Annotated in this window: 13 protein-coding genes and 2 pseudogenes; 12 read left to right on the top strand and 3 right to left on the bottom strand. The window is 73.8% G+C overall.

What is annotated here, in order from left to right; all coding sequences use genetic code 11:
- Positions 1–14: 14 nt before the first annotated feature.
- The gene (locus KYY02_RS25640) at positions 15–1,310 is read left to right on the top strand and encodes an ATP-grasp domain-containing protein (RefSeq protein WP_371241824.1); all 1,296 of its coding nucleotides are present in this window, start codon (positions 15–17) and stop codon (positions 1,308–1,310) included.
- Positions 1,311–1,686: 376 nt separating this feature from the next.
- Here KYY02_RS25640 and KYY02_RS25635 read toward each other — a convergent pair whose 3' ends face one another.
- A complete protein-coding gene (locus KYY02_RS25635) occupies positions 1,687–2,325 on the bottom strand; it encodes a mycothiol-dependent nitroreductase Rv2466c family protein (protein ID WP_371241822.1) in 639 nt (212 codons plus the stop codon).
- A gap of 279 nt (positions 2,326–2,604) precedes the next feature.
- The gene (locus KYY02_RS25630) at positions 2,605–3,045 is read right to left on the bottom strand and encodes a GNAT family N-acetyltransferase (RefSeq protein WP_371241820.1); all 441 of its coding nucleotides are present in this window, start codon (positions 3,043–3,045) and stop codon (positions 2,605–2,607) included.
- A 136-nt stretch (positions 3,046–3,181) separates the two neighbouring features.
- Between KYY02_RS25630 and KYY02_RS25625 the strand changes: the two genes are divergently transcribed.
- The 9 genes from KYY02_RS25625 (at position 3,182) to KYY02_RS25585 (ending at position 16,459) form a co-directional block, all read left to right on the top strand.
- Positions 3,182–4,159, top strand: a complete 978-nt coding sequence (locus tag KYY02_RS25625) for an NADPH:quinone reductase (protein ID WP_371241818.1) — start codon at positions 3,182–3,184, stop codon at positions 4,157–4,159.
- Between the two features lie 200 nt (positions 4,160–4,359).
- On the top strand, positions 4,360–4,914 hold the full coding sequence (locus KYY02_RS25620; RefSeq protein WP_371241816.1) for an SRPBCC family protein: 555 nt from the start codon (positions 4,360–4,362) through the stop codon (positions 4,912–4,914).
- A gap of 96 nt (positions 4,915–5,010) precedes the next feature.
- Positions 5,011–6,579, top strand: coding sequence for a class I adenylate-forming enzyme family protein (locus KYY02_RS25615; RefSeq protein WP_371241813.1), 1,569 nt, complete (start codon positions 5,011–5,013; stop codon positions 6,577–6,579).
- Positions 6,580–6,903: 324 nt separating this feature from the next.
- Positions 6,904–8,883, top strand: coding sequence for an FAD/NAD(P)-binding protein (locus KYY02_RS25610; RefSeq protein ID WP_371241812.1), 1,980 nt, complete (start codon positions 6,904–6,906; stop codon positions 8,881–8,883).
- Positions 8,880–10,280: a nitrosuccinate lyase gene (locus tag KYY02_RS25605; protein ID WP_371241810.1), complete on the top strand. Its 1,401-nt coding sequence runs from the start codon at positions 8,880–8,882 to the stop codon at positions 10,278–10,280. The genes KYY02_RS25610 and KYY02_RS25605 overlap by 4 nt, the downstream gene beginning before the upstream one ends.
- Before the next feature lie 75 nt (positions 10,281–10,355).
- Entirely contained in the window at positions 10,356–11,735 is a 1,380-nt protein-coding gene (locus KYY02_RS25600) for an MFS transporter (protein ID WP_371241808.1), read from the top strand.
- Entirely contained in the window at positions 11,725–13,818 is a 2,094-nt protein-coding gene (locus KYY02_RS25595) for a molybdopterin oxidoreductase family protein (protein ID WP_371241806.1), read from the top strand. Before KYY02_RS25600 ends, KYY02_RS25595 begins: the two co-directional genes overlap by 11 nt.
- Positions 13,815–15,224: an FAD-dependent oxidoreductase gene (locus tag KYY02_RS25590; protein WP_371241805.1), complete on the top strand. Its 1,410-nt coding sequence runs from the start codon at positions 13,815–13,817 to the stop codon at positions 15,222–15,224. The genes KYY02_RS25595 and KYY02_RS25590 overlap by 4 nt, the downstream gene beginning before the upstream one ends.
- Entirely contained in the window at positions 15,221–16,459 is a 1,239-nt protein-coding gene (locus KYY02_RS25585; RefSeq protein WP_371241804.1) for an FAD-dependent oxidoreductase, read from the top strand. The genes KYY02_RS25590 and KYY02_RS25585 overlap by 4 nt, the downstream gene beginning before the upstream one ends.
- A 15-nt stretch (positions 16,460–16,474) precedes the next feature.
- Here KYY02_RS25585 and KYY02_RS25580 read toward each other — a convergent pair.
- Positions 16,475–16,833, bottom strand: a pseudogene (locus tag KYY02_RS25580) (DUF6087 family protein).
- Between the two features lie 318 nt (positions 16,834–17,151).
- Between KYY02_RS25580 and KYY02_RS25575 the strand changes: the two are divergent.
- Together KYY02_RS25575 and KYY02_RS25570 are read left to right on the top strand one after the other, a co-directional pair.
- Positions 17,152–17,517, top strand: a pseudogene (locus tag KYY02_RS25575) (transposase); the annotation flags it as partial.
- A 633-nt stretch (positions 17,518–18,150) separates the two neighbouring features.
- Entirely contained in the window at positions 18,151–18,903 is a 753-nt protein-coding gene (locus KYY02_RS25570) for an aspartyl/asparaginyl beta-hydroxylase domain-containing protein (protein ID WP_371241803.1), read from the top strand.
- The last annotated feature ends 2 nt before the right edge of the window (positions 18,904–18,905 follow it).

Genomic DNA, 18,905 nt, shown 5'->3' with positions numbered 1-18,905 from the left:
AAGGTCTCACCATCATGGGCTCCCCCCACGTTCTGCTTCTCGCCGGGATCGGCGGCCACGCCCCTGACGAGGCCCTCGACTCCCTGTCCACGCTGACCGAAGCCGTCAGCGTCGTGTACATCACCGCCTGGCGCTCCTTCGAGCCGGTCCGCGCCGACTGGGAACAACGCGGTCTGCGCGGCGAGTTCCTGGACGTCCCCGACCTGGACGCGGCGGTCCTGGCCGCTGCCGACCTGCACGGCCGGATGCCCCTGGACGGCGTGGTGACCTACTCCGAACTGCTGCTGCGCCCGCAGGCCGAGATCGCCTCCCGCCTGGGCCTGCCCGGCAACCCGCCCGAGGCGGTGGCCGTCGCCCAGTCCAAGGCCCGGCAGCGGCTGGCCTTCGCCGAGGACGGGGTGCCCTCACCCGAGTTCGAGATCATCACCAGCGAGCGGGACCTCGCGGCGGCCGCCGCCCGCGTCGGGCTGCCCGGTGTGTTCAAGCCCTCGCTGGGCGCGGGCAGCCAGAGCGTCCGGCTGGTGTCCACGTACGCCGAGCTGATCCACGCCTTCACCGCCGCGCGCGCCGAGAAGACCGCCTTCCTCCAGTCCGACGAGGCGTACCTGCTGGAGCAGCGCATGGCGCTGGAGACGGACGGCGACAGCGGCTACGCGGCCTACTGCAGCGTGGAGTCGCTGCTGGCCGACGGCACCGCCCACCACCTGGCGGTCGCCGACCGGCTGCCCCTGGAGCACGGCTACGCCGAGGAGGGCGTCCTGTTGCCCAGCCGGCTGGACGGGGCCACCCAGGCGGCCGTCGTCGACGTCGCCGACCGGGCGATCCGGGCGATCGGGCTGGTCTCGGGCGCGGTGCACACCGAGATCGCGCTGACCGCCGACGGGCCCCGCGTCATCGAGGTCAACGCACGCGCCGGCGGCCCGCTGCCCACCATGTTCGAGGTGGCGGCCGGCTACGACTACGCCGCCGAGATCGGCCGCGCCGCGCTCGGTCTGCAGCCGAGCGCGCTGCCGAAGTTCACCCGGGTCGCCCTGCTGCGGTTCCTGCCGATCCCGGCGGGCAACTGGCGGGTGGCCGCGCAGACCCCCGTCGAGCAGGTGCTGCGCGCCTTCCCCGAACTCGTCTACGTCTCCCCCCGCTTCACCCCCGGCCAGCGGGTCAGCCGGCAGCGCACCCTGCACCTGGTCAGCTTCATGGTGAGCGCCCCCGACCGGGGCACGGCCCGCGCCGTCACCCGGCAGGTGGAGCGGGCGCTGGACATCCGGCTGGTACCGGGCTTCGACGCGACCACAGGGGCCGACCGTGACTGAACCCGCCGCCGTGCGGAAGGCGGGAACGCAGGTTCTACGCGGCGGAGCTGTGCGACGCCCTCGGCCTCGGCATGTACCTGTCCCTGTCGGTGCTGTTCCTCGACAAGGCGGCCGAACCGACCGACCACCGGATCAGCGCCGGCGTCGGCTGGGACCGGGCCGGCCGGACGGGCCGGGCCGTGTTCTTCGCGGCCCTCGGCCTGATCGTCCTGCGCGTCCCCGGCCACCGGTCCGGCCACGGCGCGAGCAGGCGGTGGCCGCGGCGGCCCGAGGGCCCGAGGCGGGGAAAGCTCGCGTTCCGGTGGTGGGAGACCGGGGCGTGTGAGGGGCCCGCGTCGCCGCTACGGGGTCGGGCGACGCGGGCCCGGGGGAGGCGTCAGTCGAAGACCGGGCCCTGGGTGCGGGAGCGCTTGAGCTCGTGGAAGCCGGGGCTGGAGGCCAGGAGCAGCAGGCCGTCCCACAGGTCCAGTGCCGCCCGGCCGCGCGGGGCGGGGGTGACGACCGGGCCGAAGAAGGCCGTCCGGGTGCCGTCGGGGCCGGGCAGGGCGATCACCGGTGTGCCGACCTCCTGGCCGACCCGGTCGATGCCCTCCTGGTGGGAGGCCCGCAGTTCACGGTCGTAGGTGTCCTGGCCTGCGTACTCGATCAGGCCCGGCGCGAGGTCCGCCTCCGCGAGCGCTCCCGCCATCGCCTCCCGGCTCGGGCCGAGTCCCTGGTTGTGGATGCGGGTGCCGAGCGCGGTGTAGAGGCGGCCGGTGACGTCGGCGCCGTACTTCTGCGCCGCGGCGGTCACCACCCGCACCGGTCCCCATCCCTCGGTCAGCAGCCGGCGGTAGCGCTCGGGCAGGTCCTCGCGGCCCTCGTTCAGGACGGCCAGGCTCATGACGTGCCAGCGGATGTCGAGGGGGCGGTGGCCGGCGACCTCCAGCAGCCAGCGGGAGGCCATCCACGCCCAGGGGCAGACGGGGTCGAACCAGAAGTCGACGGGAGTGGGAGCAGGAACGGCTGCGGGCACGGTCGTGTTCTCCTTCCGCGTGGTCCGCGGCCCGTTCCAGCGGGGCGTGGACCTCGGTCGTGACCACCGCGCCACGTGCGGGTGCCCGGGGCGCGGGTGCCGGGGGTACGGCGGGTACACACGCTCGACTGCGCCGGCCAAGGACCGGCCAAGGACCGGCCAAGGACCGGCCAAGGCGGGGGAGCGGGCCGTGGCCCGGAGACGGACTCGCGGTCCGTCTCCGGGCCACCGTGCCGATCGCAGCGATCGACGAGGGGTTGTGCCCGGCCGTGGGCCTCGTCAGTCCCCGGGGACGGACAGGGTGAAGTGGAGGGCCGCGATGGTCATCCGACGGGCGTGGTAGAAGCGGTGGGCGGTGACGTTGGCGGTGCCGGAGTCGAGTTCGACGCGGTGGCAGCCGGAGGCGCGGGCCCGCTCGGCCAGGTGGGTCATCAGGGCCGTCGCCATGCCCGTCGAGCGGTGGCCGGGGTGGGTGACGAGGTCGTCGACGAAGAGGACCCGGCCACGGCTGGTCGCCAGGACGCGGTGCGTGGCGACCGCGGCGCAGTGGCCGTGGCCGTCGTACGCGGCGGTGAACACCAGGCCCTGCGCGTGTGCCTCGGAGGAGAACCGGTCGAAGGCCTCTTCGGTGAGCGCGGGCCGCAGGGCACGGATCAGCGGCCGCACGTGCGCGGTCATCCGCCGGTCGCCGGGCGCCACATCGGTCAGTACGGGGGACACGACGGGAAGCGTAGAGGTGCAACATACTTTCACAGAGCGCGAGTTGACACACCTTCGGACCGACCTGACGGACCGTGTGCCGCGATCGTCGCCGGCTCTGCCGCACCCGCCGGGGGCGGTGCCAGACTCGGCGACCATGCGTGCCGCTTACATAACCCAGCTCGGCTCTCCCGACGTCATCCGTCACGGAGAGCTGCCACCGCCCGCGTCCGGCCCGCACGACGTGCTGGTCGACATCGAGGTGAGTGCCGTCAACCACGTGGACACCTTCGTCCGCTCGGGGGCCTGGCGCACCCCGGTCGAGTTCCCCTTCGTCATCGGCCGCGACCTCGTCGGCACGGTGGCCGCGGCCGGACCGGCCGCGACCGGCTTCCGGCCCGGCGACCGGGTGTGGTGCAACAGCCTGGGCCACGACGGCCGTCAGGGGGCCGCCGCCGAGCAGGCGGCGGTGCCCGCGGACCGGCTCTACCACCTGCCCGACGGAGTGGACCCGGTGGACGCCGTGGCCCTGGCCCACCCGGCCGCGACCGCGCACCTGGCGCTGTTCACGCACGGGCGGCTGCGCGCCGGGGAGACCGTCGCCGTGCTCGGCGCCGGCGGCAACGTGGGCGGTGCGGCCGTCGTGATGGCGGTCCGGGCGGGCGCCCGGGTGATCGCCGTCGCCTCCGGCCGCGACGAGCCGTACGTACGGTCCCTGGGTGCCCACCACGTCGTGGACTACCGCTCGGCCGACGTCGCCGGACGGATCCGGGCCGCCGCGCCGCAGGGCGTGGACGTCCACGTCGACACCTCCGGGGGCAACGACCTCGAGACCGCGGTGGACCTGCTGGCGAGCCGGGGCCGGATCGTGGTGCTGGCCGGACTGCGCACCCGCCCGGTGCTGCCCGTGGGGCCGCTGTACCTGATGGACCGTTCCGTGCACGGCTTCGCCATCTCGCACGCCGACACCGCCCAGCTCGCCGACGCGGCCCGCGGCATCAGCGGGCTGCTGGCGTCGGGCCTGCTGCGCCCGCGCGCCACCGAGGTGCTGCCGCTGAGCGAGGCGGCCGAGGCCCACCGCCGCCTGGACGAGGGGAAGGTGCACGGCAAGCTCGTGCTGCGCGTACGCGACTGACGCGACCGAGGGGGCGGGCGGGCGCGTCCCGCCACCGGTGAGGGCGCCGCGGCCGCCGCCGCGGCGCCCTCACCTCTTTCCCGTTTCCCGAATGAATACGATCCCCCCGGCCGCTTTCCGGCCGTGGGCCGCAATTGAACTTGACGGACCCCGAACGGCTTGATTGCTCCGGTTCCGCGAACATCGGCAGGATTGCCGCCATGACAACGAACACTGGAACCGTCATCAACAATTCCCCGCTCTTCGAACTCGACGCCCGAATTCGTGTCTCCGCGGCGCCGGCGGAGATCTATTCCGTGGTCAGCGACCTGACCCGCAGCAAGGAATGGAGCCCCGAGTGCATGGGCGGCGAGTGGATCGAGGGAGAGCCCTCGGCGGTCGGGTCGGTCTTCCGCGGCGAGAACCTGCGCAGCGAGGACGTGGTCGGCTGGGCGCCGCTGGTGCGCGGCACCTGGTACACCGAGGCCCGCGTGGTGGCCGCCGAGCCCGGCCGGACCTTCCGCTGGATGATGCTCACCCACGCCCGCGAGGACCAGGAGTCGGTCTGGGGCTTCGACGTCGAGGACGCCGGCGACGGCACCACCTGGCTCGTCCACCACTTCCGGATGGGCAGGGCCACCGCCGGAATCCACAAGATCGTCGCGGATCTCGACGAGGACGGCCGCAAGCGGTTCGTCACCGAGTGGACCGCCAAGCTCGGACAGGACCTCGACGACACCCTGGCCCGTATCAAGGACGTCATCGAGAAGAACTGAGGCCGTGCGTCGCACCACCCGCGCCGGCAGGCCGTCAGATCCGCGATGCGGCCACCCCCTTCAGGAATCCGCAGCCATGGACGAGAGATCGGTTACATGTTTCTCCAGCGAATAGGAAGCAAGGGAATTCGGCTCGGCACGCTGTTCGACCGAGCGGCGGCCCGCCATCCGGCGAATTTCGTGATCCTCGACCACGACCTGGACATCGCCCCCGGCCTCGGCCGACGCGTGACACTGACCGAACTGGCCGAGCTGGTGGACGACATCGCCTCCCGGCTCTGGTCCGTCAAGGTGCGCCCCGGGGACCACGTCGTGGTGCACAAGAGCGACGGCTTCGACATCTCCCTCCTCGCCTGCGCCGTCGCCCGCACCGGGGCCGTCCCGGTGCTGCTGTCGCCGAAACTGGACGGCGCGACGGTCGCCGAACTGCTGCGCCGGGTCGGGCAGCCGTTCCTCGTCACCGACCAGGACAAGCTCGAGCACCACCTGCCCGGCGAGGTCTTCGACCTGTCCCGCAGGGTGCTGCTGGCCTCCGGCGAGCACGAGGGAGCGACCTCGTTCGCCTCGCTGGCCGGCGTCGAGCGGGTGCCCGCGGTGAGCATGCCCATCGACCATCCCACGCTCATCACCCACACCTCCGGCACCACCGGCACCCCGAAGCTGGCCGTGCACACCGGCATGAGCTTCCAGGCCCGTTACCGGCCGCAGGCCACCGTCGTGCGCACCGCCGTGGGCCGCAGCGAGCCCATCGCCGTCCACGTGTCGTTCGTGCACTCGCGGATGTTCACGGCGATGCCCATCTCGATCCTCCAGGGCCACCCGCTGATCGTCCTCAGGGACGACGACCCGCGGACCGTGGGCGACCTGTTCACGCAGATCCCGCCCGGGTTCATCGAGGCCCATCCCAACACCTTCCTGCGCTGGGAGGAGCTGGCCGGCGACCCGCGCGGGCCGCTGGCCAACGTGAAGTACTTCTCCTCCACCTTCGACGCCATCCACCCGCGCACCGTCAACACCATGCTGAAGGCCTCCCGCCGCAAGGGCCGGCGCTTCGCCCAGGCCTACGGGCAGAGCGAGGTCGGTCCGATCGCCGCGCGCACCTACTCGCTCAAGGACGGCGCGGACTTCAACGGCCGCTGCGTCGGCGTGCCGTTCCCGGGCATGACCGGGGTCCGCGTGGTCAGCCGCAACGGCGCACCGGTCTCCAAGGAGAACCCCGGCTTCATCGAGGTCAGGAGCGACGGGCGGATCGTCACCTACCTCGGTGAGCACCAGCGCTGGCAGAAGCAGGTCAACGACGGCTGGTGGCGGATGGGCGACCTCGGCTACCGCACCAGGTTCGGCTGCCTGCACCTGCTGGACCGCGAGGTCGACGAGATCCCCGGTGTGCAGTCCACGCTGGAGATCGAGGACAAGCTGTTCACCCGGCTGCCGGAACTGGTCGAGGTCATCATCATCCCCGGCCCGGACGGGCGTGCGGTGCCGGTGGTGTGCACGCGCGACGACGTGTCGCTGGACGAGTTGGCCTGGAAGACCGCGGTGGTCGACCTGCCGGCGCTGGGCGATCCGGTCCAGTGGCGGCTGGAGGACCTTCCGCAGACCGCCACCACCAAGATCAAGCGCCTGGAACTGGCCCGCCTGCTGTCGGCCGGTCCCGCCGGGTAACGCCTCCCGGCGGACCGGGCGGGCCCCGGCCGCCGTCCCGACGGCGCCCCGCGCGGGCCCCGCCCCCCGCCCGGCCCCGCAGCATCCCCTCCCCATCGCCCCGCCCGTGACGTCCCCCGGCCCCGCACGCCGGCAGTTCCCGGGCGCCGTGCTTCCGGTCCGGACCCGGGCGCCGGGGGTGCGCGCCCCGTCAGGTCGCGCACCCCGGTGCCCGCGGTCCTCCGGTCCCCGGCCCGGTGCCCCTCCCACCGTCCTGCACGGCAGGTGGCCGGTTCCCGTCGCTCCGGCCGCCCGCCGTCCCCTGCCCAGAAACGGAGTATCCGCATGAGCAGCACCCTCGAGGTCTGCGTCATTGGTGCCGGCCCTCGCGGGCTGTCGGTGCTGGAACGGCTGCTGGCCAACGAGCGCCGCGCCCCGGCGCACAGCGCGGTCACGGTCCACGTCGTCGACCCCTCGGCACCCGGCGCCGGCACGGTGTGGCGCACCGAGCAGTCGCAGCACCTGCTGATGAACACGGTGGCGTCGCAGATCACCGTCTTCACCGACGACAGCGCCCGGATCGACGGCCCCATAGAGCCCGGCCCCAGCCTCCACGAGTGGGCGCAGACCCTGGCCCTGCTCGGCGACCCGGCCGAGGTCGACCCCGTCGTCCTCGCCGAGGCCCGGCGCCTGGGCCCCGACTCCTACCCCACACGCGCCTTCTACGGCCGCTACCTCCAGGACTGCTTCGAGCGCATCGTGCGGTCCGCGCCCGCCCACGTCGAGGTCCGGGTGCACCGCTCGCGCGCCGTCGCCGCGGCCGACACGCACGGCGTGCCCGGCGGCCCGCAGGGCGTCCGCCTGGAGGACGGCACCCGGCTCAACGAGCTGGACGCCGTCGTGATGGCCCAGGGCCACGTCCCGGCCCGGCTGTCGGCGCGCGAGGCGCGCACCGCGAGCCTCGCGCGCATCCACCACCTCACCTACGTCACCCCGGCCAACCCGGCCGACCTGGACCTGACCGGCATCCGGCCGGGCCAGAACGTGCTGGTGCGCGGACTCGGCCTGAACTTCTTCGACCACATGGCCCTGTTCACGCTGGGCCGCGGCGGCCGCTTCGAACGCACGCCGGGCGGCGGCCTGCGCTACCACCCCTCGGGGAACGAGCCGAAGCTGTACGCCTTCTCCCGGCGCGGTGTCCCGTACCACGCGCGCGGCGAGAACGAGAAGGGTGCCACCGGCCGCTACTACCCCCGCCTGCTGACCGCCGAGTACATCGCGACGCTCCAGGAGCGCTCCGCCGCCGGCCGGCCGGTCCGCTTCGGCGAGGACCTGTGGCCGCTGATCTCCCGCGAGGTGGAGAGCGTCTACTACGGCGCGCTGCTGAGCGAGCGCGGCGACGGACAGCTCCGGGAGGAGTTCACCGACCGGCTGCTCGCGCTGGATCCGCAGGCCGACCCGGCCGCCCTCCTCGACTCCTACGGCATCCTGGCCGGGGAGCGATGGGACTGGGAGCGCCTGTCGCGGCCCTACGGGGAGGGGGAGTTCGCCGACCGCGAGGAGTTCACCGGCTGGCTGCTCGGATACCTGCGGCGCGACGTCGAGGAGTCCCGCAAGGGCAACGTCAGCGGTCCGCTCAAGGCCGCCCTGGACGTGCTGCGCGACCTGCGCAACGAGATCCGGCTCGCGGTCGACCACGGCGGTCTCGAGGGCGGCTCGCACCGCGACGACCTGGAGGGCTGGTACACGCCGCTCAACGCGTTCCTGTCGATCGGCCCGCCGTCCTCCCGCATCGAGGAGATGATCGCGCTGATCGAGGCGGGCGTGCTGACGCTGACCGGCCCGGGCACGCAGGTCCGCATCGACACCACCGCCCAGATGTACGTCGCGGCGTCGACGGCGGTGCCGGGCGAGCCGGTGCGGGCCACCGCGCTGGTCGAGGCCCGGCTGCCCGAGCCGGACCTGCGCCGCACCGACGACCCCCTGCTGCAGCACCTGCTCGACACCGACCAGGCGACGCCGTACCGGATCGCGGGCGCGGGCGGCACCAGCTACGAGACGGGCGGACTCGCCGTCACCGAGCGCCCCTACCGGCTGCTCGACGGCCGGGGCCGCGCCCACCCGCGGCGCTTCGCCTACGGCGTGCCCACGGAATCGGTGCACTGGGTGACCGCGGCCGGCATCCGGCCCGGCGTCGACTCGGTGACCCTCGGCGACTCCGACGCGATCGCCCGCTCGGTGCTGGCGCTGCCGCCGGTGGCCCACGTGCCCGTCGGCGTACGGCCGGTGGACACCGAAGGCGACCTGTCCGGGGTGATCGTGTGACCGCGGCCTCCGACGGACTCACGGACGCCGGGCTGCTGTCGCCGGTCAGGGCCGGCACACCCGTCGAGGCGGCCACCGGCGACCGGGCCTGGCTGCAGGCCATGCTGGACGCCGAGGCCGCCCTGGCCCGGGCGCAGGCATCGCTCGGCACCGTGCCGAAGGAGGCCGCCGAGACCATCACGCGGGCCGCCGACGCCGGCCGGCTCGACCTGCGGGCGCTGGCGCTCGCCGCCCGGGAGACGGCCAACCCGGTGGTCGGCCTGGTGAAGGCGTTCACCGCGGTGGTGGCCGAGCAGGACGCCCACGCCGCCGAGTACGTGCACCGGGGCTCCACCAGCCAGGACGTCCTCGACACCGGCACCATGCTGGTCGCCCGCCGGGTGCTCGGCATCGTCCGGGCCGACCTGGCGCGCAGCGCGCGGGCCCTGGCGGAGCTCGCCGCCCGGCACCGGGACACGCCGGCCGTCGGCCGCACCCTCGCCCTGCACGCCGTGCCGACGACGTTCGGGCTGAGGGTGGCGGGCTGGCGGCAGCTGGTCCTGGACGCGGAGGCCCGCCTGGCCCGCGTCCACGAGGGCGGGCTGCCCGTCTCGCTCGGCGGGGCGGCCGGCACGCTGGCCGGCTACCTGGAGTACGCGGCCGTCGACGACGACGGCCGGCGGCCCGAACCGGGCGACTACCTGGACCGGCTGACCGACGCGTACGCCGCCGAGACCGGCCTCGCCCGGCCCGTGCTGCCCTGGCACGCGCTGCGCACCCCCGTCGCCGATCTGGCGTCCGCGCTGGCCTTCACGGCCGGTGCGCTCGGCAAGATCGCCGTCGATGTGCAGTCGCTGGTCCGCACCGAGGTCGGCGAGGTCGCCGAGCCCGGCCCGGCCGGCCGCGGCAGTTCCTCCGCCATGCCGCACAAGCGCAACCCGGTGCTCGCCACCCTGCTGCGCAGCGCGGCCCTTCAGGTGCCGGCCCTGGCCGCCGCGCTCACCCAGTGCCTGGTCTCGGAGGACGAGCGGTCCGCCGGCGCCTGGCACGCGGAGTGGCAGCTGCTGCGCGAGTGCCTGCGGCTGGCAGGCGGCGCGGCCCACACGGCGGTCGAGCTCGCCGAAGGGCTCGAGGTCAGGCCCGGACGGATGCGGGCCAACCTCGTCCTGACGGGCAGCCAGGTCGTCTCGGAGCGGTTGGCCGCCCGCCTCGCCCCGCTGCTCGGCAAGGCCGCGGCCGGGCGGCTGACCACCGAGGCCGCACGGGTGACGGGCAGCACCGGCCGCCCGCTGGCCGAGGTGCTCGCCGGCCTGCCGGGCCTGCCGCCCGGGGTCGTCGGCGAACTCGCCGACCTGTGCGACCCGGCCGGTTACACCGGAGCCGCCACCGCCCTGGTGGACCGTGCACTGCGGCACTGATCCCCACCCCACCCGCCGCCGCGGCCCGGTGCCACCGGGCCGCGGCGGCACGATCCGGAGAAAGCCGAGGAGAAGATGGCCAGTGCACGAGCCGCCCGAGGGCGGTGGATGGAGGACTGGGACCCCGAGGACGAGGAGGCGTGGGAGCGGGGCGGGAAGCGCGTCGCCCGGCGCAACCTGGTGCTGTCGGTGCTCGCGGAGCACGTCGGGTTCTCCGTGTGGAGCATGTGGTCGGTCCTGGTGCTGTTCATGTCACCGAGGATCGGACTGGACTTCGCGCCCGACGAGAAGTTCCTGATGGTGGTGGTGCCCACCCTGGTCGGCGCCCTGCTGAGACTGCCCTACAGCAGTGCCGTGACCCGGTTCGGCGGGCGCAACTGGACCCTGTTCTCCTCGCTGGTGCTCCTGGTGCCGACGGCGGCGACGGTGTACTTCGTGCAGCGGCCGGGCACCCCGCTGTGGGTCTTCCTGCTGATCGGCGCGGCGGCAGGGGCGGGCGGCGGCAACTTCGCCTCCTCGATGACCAACATCACCGCCTTCTACCCGCAGCGCAAGCAGGGCTGGGCACTCGGTCTGAACGCGGGCGGCGGCAACCTGGGCGTCGCCGCGGTGCAACTGCTCGGCCTGCTGGTGATCTCCGTCGCCGGGGACACCCACCCGGCGTACGTCGCCGCGTTCTACCTGCCGCTGATCGCGCTGACCGCGGTGCTGGCCGCGCTGCGCATGGACAACGTGGCCATGGTGCGCGCCGAGCCGGGCGCCCAGCGCGAGGCCGCGGCGAACGCCCACACCTGGTGGATCTCGCTGCTGTACGTCGGCACGTTCGGCTCCTTCATCGGTTTCGGGTTCGCCTTCGGGCTGGTGCTGCAGAGTCAGTTCGGTTCCACGCCGCTCCAGGCCGCCTCGTTCACCTTCCTCGGACCGCTGCTCGGCTCGGTGGCCCGCCCCCTCGGCGGCAGGATCGCCGACCGGTTCGGCGGGGCGCGCGTGACGATGTGGTCGTTCGCCGGGATGGCGGCCGGCACCGGCGTCCTGCTGTGGGCCGGCGGGAACGGTTCGTTCGCGCTGTTCGTGGCCGGGTTCACCTGGCTGTTCGTGGTGAGCGGCATCGGCAACGGCTCGACGTACAAGATGATCCCGGCGATCTTCGCCCGGCAGGCGGAGGTCGCCATCACCTCCGGCCACGACGCGACGGCGGCCTTCGCGGCCTCCCGCCGCCTGTCCGGGGCCGTCATCGGCATCGCCGGCGCGGCGGGCGCGCTCGGCGGGGTCGCCATCAACCTCGCCTTCCGTTCGGCGTACGGCGGCACGGGCAGCGGTGCGCCCGCGTTCTGGTCCTTCCTCGCCTTCTACGGGCTGTGCGCCGTGGTGCTGCGGGCCGTGTACCTGCGCGGCGAGCGCCCGAGCGACCCCCTGCCCACCGCGGAGCAGAGCAGGGCCTCCCATGTCCGGTGAGGTCAGGGGAGGGCAGGAGCGGGAGAGCACCACCCACTGCCCGTACTGCGCGCTGCAGTGCTCCACCGTGCTGTCGGGCGAGCGGGGCGGTGTGGCGGTGCGGCCCTCGGCCGACTTCCCGGTCAACCGGGGCGGGCTGTGCCAGAAGGGGTGGACGGCGCCCTCCGTGCTCGCCGTCCCCGACCGGCTGCTGACCCCCCTGGTGCGCGGGGCCGACGGCGAACTCGCGCCGGCCGGGTGGGACGAGGCGCTCGACCTGGTGGCCGGGCGGCTGCGGGAGATCCGCGCACGGCACGGCGCCGACGCGGTCGCGGTGTTCGGCGGCGGCGGGCTGACCAACGAGAAGGCGTACACGCTCGGCAAGTTCGCCCGCGTGGCCCTGGGCACCAGCCAGATCGACTACAACGGCCGGTTCTGCATGTCGTCGGCGGCCGCGGCGACCGCGGCGGCCTTCGGGCTCGACCGCGGGCTGCCGTTCCCGGTCACCGACCTGGACGGGGCCGACGTGATCCTGCTGGCCGGGGCCAACCCGGCGGAGACGATGCCGCCGCTGCTGCGCCACCTGGAGAGTGCGGACCTCGTCGTCGTCGACCCGCGCCGCACCCGCACCGCCGAGCGGGCCGCGCTGCACCTGAGCCCCGCCCCCGGCACCGACCTCGCCCTGGCCCTCGGCCTGCTGCACCTGGCGGTCACCGAGGGGCTGGTCGACAAGGAGTACGTGGACGTGCGCACCACCGGCTTCGACGCGGCCTGGGAGAGCTGCGCCGCCTGGTGGCCGGAGCGCGTGGAGGAGGTCACCGGCGTGCCGGCGGACGACCTGCGCACGGCGGTGCGGATGCTCGGCGGCGCCCGCCGGGCCTACGTGCTGACGGGCCGGGGCGCCGAACAGCACAGCAAGGGCTCCGACACGGTCGCCGCGTTCGTCAACCTGGCCCTCGCCCTGGGGCTGCCCGGCCGGGAGGGCGGCGGCTTCGGCACGCTGACCGGACAGGGCAACGGGCAGGGCGGCCGCGAGATGGGCCAGAAGGCGGACCAGCTGCCCGGCTGCCGCTCGCTCGCCGACCCCGCCGACCGCGCGCACGTGGCCGCCGTGTGGGGCGTGGACGCGCAGGAGCTGCCCGGACCGGGCCGCAGCGCCTACGAACTGCTGGACGCCCTCGGCGGGGACGGGGGGCCGCGGGCGCTGACGGTGTTCGGGGCGAACCCGGTCGTCTCGGCGCCCCGGGCCGCCCACGTCACCGAGCGGCTGAAGGCCCTCGACCTGCTGGTGGTGGCCGACTTCGTGCCGTCCGAGACGGCCGCGCTCGCCGACGTGGTGCTGCCCGTGGCGCAGTGGGCCGAGGAGGAGGGCACGCTGACCAGTCTGGAGGGCAGGGTGCTGCGTCGCCGCGCCCATCTGACCCCGCCGCCCGGTGTGCGCACCGACCTGGAGGTGCTGCACGCGCTCGCCGTCCGGCTCGGCCAGGACGCGGGCCGCTTCCCCGTCCGGCCCCGGGAGGTCTTCGACGAGCTGCGCCGGGCCTCGGCCGGCGCCCGCGCGGACTACTCGGGCATCAGCTACGCCCGCCTGGACGCGGGCGAGGCACTGTACTGGCCCTGCCCGGCCGACGGCCACCCGGGAACGCCGCGGCTGTTCCTGGACCGGTTCGCGCACCCGGACGGGCGCGCCCGGTTCACGCCCGTGGACCACCGGCCGTCCGCCCGGGAACCCGACGAGACCTTCCCGCTGTACGGGACGACCGGCCGGGTACTGGCCCAGTACCAGTCGGGCGCGCAGACCCGCCGGGTGCCCGAACTGGTCGAGGCCGCGCCGGAGGCGGTCGTCGAGATCCACCCGGACACCGCCCGCCGCTTCGGCCTGGCCGACGGGCAGACGGCCGAGGTCGGCTCGGTGCACGGCACCACCCGGGCGCGCGTGCGGCTGACCCGCGCGGTGCGTCCCGACACCGTGTTCGTGCCGTTCCACTTCCCGGGCGCCGGCCGCGCCAACCTGTTCACCGGCGACGCGCTCGACCCGCGCAGCCGCATGCCCGAGTTCAAGGTGAGCGCGGTGCGCGTCACGCCGGCGGGTGAGCGGCCGTGACCGGCGTCGTCATCGTGGGCGGCGGCCCGGCCGCGCACCGGCTGGCCGCCCGGCTGGTGCAGTACGGACACCCGGGCGAGGTGACCGTGGTCGGCGCCGAGCCGCGGCCCGCCTACCACCGGGCCCTGCTCGGTTCGGTCCTGGACGGCACGCTCGACGCCGACCGGCTGTCACTGCCCGCGCTGCCCGCCGAGGTGCGGCAGCTGACCGGCGTGCGGGTCAGCGCCGTCGACCGGGCCCGCCGCACGGTGCGCACGGGCGACGGCCGCGAACTGCCCTACGACGTCCTGGTACTGGCCACCGGGGCCCGGCCTAGGGTGCCGCCGGTGCCGGGTCTGGAGACCGGACCCGGCCGGCTCGCCGAAGGGGTGCGCGCGGTGCGCACCGCGGCCGACTGCCGTCCGCTGTCCGAGGGGCCCGTCGTGGTCCTCGGCGGCGGGATCCGCGGTGTCGAGACGGCCTGGGCGCTGAGCAGGACCGGGCAGGAGGTGGCGCTCGTCCACCCCGCCGGGCACCTGATGGAGCGACACCTGGACGCGGCGGGCGCCGCGGTGCCGGCCGCGTGGCTCGCGGGCCGGGGCGTCACGCTGCACCTGGGCCGCCGGGCCGCCGAGTACACGCCGGGCAAGGTCGTCCTCGACGACGGCCAGGTGCTGGCGGCGGGCACCGTGCTGCTGTGCACGGGCACGGTGGCGGAGACCGCGTCGGCCCGCGCGAGCGGCCTCGAGGTGCGCGGGGGAGTGGTCGTCGACGCCCTGCTGCGCACCGGCGACCCGCGCGTCCACGCGATCGGCGACTGCGCCGAGCACGCGGGCGCGGTCGGCTCGACGGTGCTCCAGGCGTGGGAGCAGGCGGAGGCGCTCGCCCGGATCCTCACCGGACGGGAGCGGCCGTACGCACCCGGACGGCGCGTGCTGCGGCCGCGCACCCCGGGCAAGGACATGGTCGTCCTCCCGCCGGCCGGCCCCGACCGGCCGGGCGACACCGACGGGACGGTCTCGCTGCTGGACCGGGCGGGAGGCCGCCACGCCCGTCTCGTGCTGCGCGGCGGGCGCATTCACGCGGGGGCCGTCATCGGCTCGCCGTCCGCCGTCGCCGCCGTGAGCCGGCTGTACCTCCGCGACGAGCCGGTCCCCGCCGACCTGCTCGCGCTGCTGACCGGCGCCGACGGCGAGTACGCGGGCGACGGGACGCTGCCGGACGAGGCCGTGGTGTGCCACTGCAACAACGTCACCGGGAAGGCCCTGAAGGACGCCTGGCACAGCGGTGCGCACGACGAGGCGGCGCTGGCCCGGGCGACCCGGGCGACGACGGGGTGCGGCAGCTGCACCTCGGTCGTACGGCGGCTGTGCACCACCCTCGCCGGCGCCGGCGACGACACCCCTGCGGAAGGAGCGACACCGTGACGACACGCACCCTGGTCGTGGCCGGTCACGGCATGGTGGGCCACCGGCTGGTCGAGGAGATGCTCACGCACGACCGGCACGGCCGGTGGCGCGTCGTCGTGCTCGGCGAGGAGCCGCGCGCCGCCTACGACCGGGTGGCGCTGTCCTCCCTGCTCGACGGCGCCACCCCCGACGACCTCGCCCTCGCCGGGCCCGACGTCCTCGGCGACGGCCGCCTGCGGCTGAGTCCGGGCACGAGGGTGACCGGCGTCGACCGCCGGGCCAGGACGGTGACCTGCGACGACGGCACCGAGACCGGTTACGACGCGCTGGTGCTGGCCACCGGTTCGCGGCCGTTCGTGCCGCCCGTGCCCGGACACGACCTGCCGGGGTGCTTCGTGTACCGGACGGTGGAGGACGTCGCCGCGATCCGCGCGGCCGCCGTACCGGGCCGCGAGGCGGTGGTGGTGGGGGGCGGACTGCTCGGCCTGGAGGCCGCGAACGGCCTCCGGCTGCTGGGGATGCGGCCCCGTGTGGTGGAGATGGCGCCGTGGCTGATGGCCCAGCAGATCGACGAGGGCGGCGGCCGGGTGCTGGCCGGGGCGGTCGAACGGCTCGGGGTGGGCGTGCACTGCTCCAGCGCGCTGCACGCGGTCGGCGCGGGCCCGGACGGCCGGGCCGACCGGGTGGAACTGGCCGACGGCACGGTGCTGGACGCCGCGCTCGTCGTCTTCGCCGCCGGGGTGCGGCCGCGCGACGAACTCGCCGCCCCGCTGGGGCTCGAACGCGGTGAACGCGGGGGCTTCCTGGTGGACGGGTGGTGCCGGACCGCGGACGAGTACATCTGGGCGATCGGCGAGTGCGCGGCCGTGGAGGGCCGCTGTCACGGGCTGGTGGTCCCCGGCCTCCGGATGGCCGAGACGGTGGCCCGGCAGCTGGTGGGCGAGGGGGGCCAGCCGTTCGCCGGGGCGGACGGCTCCGCCAAGCTCAAGCTCCTCGGCGTCGAGGTGGCCGGCTTCGGTGACGCACACGCGCGTGCGCCGGGGGCGATCGAGTACGTGCGGGAGGACCGGCGGGCCGGCACCTACGCGAAGGTGGTCCTGGCTGCGGACGGCCGCACGCTGCTCGGCGGCGTCCTGGCGGGCGACACCCGCGCCTACCCGGTGCTGCGCGGCCTGACCGGCCGCGAACTGACGGCTTCTCCGGACGAACTGCTGGCCGGGACGACGGGAGAGGGACCGCCCCGGGCTCGGTAGGGATCGGGGGGCGGGTCAGGTGGCGTCAGGGCGGCGCCACGGCTGTGCCGGCCGCCAGGGTCCGGACCGGGAAGGCAGCTTGCTGAATGCGGGCAGGGGGACCCGCTCGGCCCGGCGCGCGGTGTCCTGCCCGGTCTCGTCCGTGGCGGCTGTGCGGTCTTCGGCGACGCCGGCCGGCGTCCACTGGTGCCCGTCCCACTCCTGGATGCCGCGTGGCACGTCGGAAGCGACGTGGGCCCCCGTTTCGACTGCTCGCCGAGCGGGACCGCCCGCCGTTCCCCCGGCACGGGGCGGTGCTGCCGGCGGCGTGCTGCCCACTCCTCGAGAGGTTGGGGGTCGAGACTGGTGGGCTCGCATGTTGGGGTGTCGCGTATTCAGGCTGGGATGCGGAGCTCCATCACTCTGCGTCGACCACTCATGCGGGGTCCCTGGGGCCGCGTTGAAGGCGCCGGTGGCATGATCCGGGCCATGGATCAGCTTTCCTACTCGGATGAATGGCTGTCACGGTGGCGTGACGAGATCACGCATGCGGTGAGCTCCATGGTCTTGACGTTCGAGGAGAAGAACGGCTACCAGCCGGGCACGAACGAAGTCCGGATCGCCAGTAAAGAGGATCTTCGGGCTGTCCATGACGGTGGTCGGGAGCTTCAGGGATCTGCTGACGTTCTACGAGTCGATCGGGGAGGTCGTGCCTGGCCTACGCCTCGTCCAGGGAACGCGCCCTGATCGACCGCGAGCTCTACCTCCCGGCCTCCTGGATGGATGACCGGGACCGCTGTCGGGCCGCCGGCATCGACGACGAGATCTGTTTCGCAACCAGGAACGAGCACTTCGGGCAGATGCTGCAACGCGCCGCCGACGCCGGTGTGCCGTTTGCATGGGTGACGGCGGACGAGACATACGGGCAGGTCAAGCACACACGTTGCTGGCTGGAGCAACGCAAGGCCACCCACGTGATGGCCACGAAGGTCAACGACACGGTGGTGACGACCGGCTGGGCCGAGGCCCGGGTCGACGAGCTGATCGCCGCGCTGCCCCGGCAACGCCGGAAACGACTCGTTTCCGCTCAAGATCAGGACGCCACCGCAAGCGAAACGCGGAGGCCAGACCCCGACGGTGTCGGCCATCGCACCCCAGCAGCAACCTCTCCGTGCCAGTGCTGCTGTCGAAACCCGTGAACATTTCGATTCCCCCTCGGGCGGCGGCTGCCTCCCAAACCCGTGTGCATCCGCTGCCCGTTCTCGCGGACAGAGCCACCAGGACGTCGACGGCGTCCTCCTCGGTGACGCCTGTCACCCGGCATCTCCGGGATATCGGGAACTCCTCAGAACCGAGCAGTTTCCCGTCTCTTACGGATGGCCGGCCGACGACGTTCACTCACACTCCCGATCGGCGGTGGCACGGGTGTCGGCCAGTGGAAGCGGTTGGGTCTGCCGCCCCGGTCAGCCAACGCCTGAAGAGAACAGCAGATACATCTCTACAGGAAGTCGGTTCATTCTGTCCTCTGGTTCCCAGCAACAGCCAGAATTCCGAGGCACCGGAAGCACAGGGGGCGCACTGCGCCATGTGCGTCATCGGACGTGCCATGCGCTTGTCGCACCATGCGCTTTCTCGGGGGACGGGAAGGGTATGTCCTGTGTACCCTCCACACGGTATGCAAGGACCGTGACGCTCGAAATCCTGGAGATTTTGTGACCCCGGAGATAGAGAACGCCTTCGCCGCGATCAGGAGTGAGCACGGACCGGGTTCGATCACCCGGGTCGAGCAGATGATGGAAGCAGGAAAACAGCAACACCATCCCCTCCAGCAGGGCGCCAAGTGGATCCTGCCGGGAATTTCGCAGCAGCCGTGGCATGATCCGTACGGCCACCCCGAGCTGGCACCGGTGGTGCACGCCCTCGAAGCGAACCACGCCACGATCAAGAAGGAGTTGGAGACCGCCTGGGCCGCCCGGCGGAACGCGTTCTCCGAGTACGAGCACTACCTCACGCGTCAGTCGGACTGGCAGGCTCTCTATCTGTTCCGCAAGGGCGAGCTGGTGAGCGAGTCCGCCGACACGGTGCCGACCGCCTTCCAGGTGCTGAAGGAAGAGGCGGTCGACACCGGGAAGCTCTGCCCACTACTGGAGTGCCACTTCTCGACCCTGCTCCCCGGCGCGGCGATCGCCCCGCACTGCGACCTGTGGAACTTCAGCATCAACCTGCACCTGGCCGTCGACATACCCGAGGAGTGCGGCATCACGGTCGCCGGCGAGACGCGGTCGTGGCAGGAGGGCAAGTGCCTGCTCTTCGACTACTCCTTCGAGCACGAGGCGTGGAACCGCGGGACCCGTCCACGCACGTGCCTGCTCGTCGACCTGTGGCACCCGGAGACCACCGTCCCCGAGCGGAAAGCGCTCGTCGCGCTCATCACCGAGATCCGCAAGCTGATGGGCGAGGAGTGACC

The organism is Streptomyces pimonensis (assembly GCF_041380215.1).
Classification (GTDB): Bacteria; Actinomycetota; Actinomycetes; order Streptomycetales; family Streptomycetaceae; genus Streptomyces; species Streptomyces pimonensis.
This window is presented reverse-complemented; position numbering and strand designations above follow the sequence as displayed.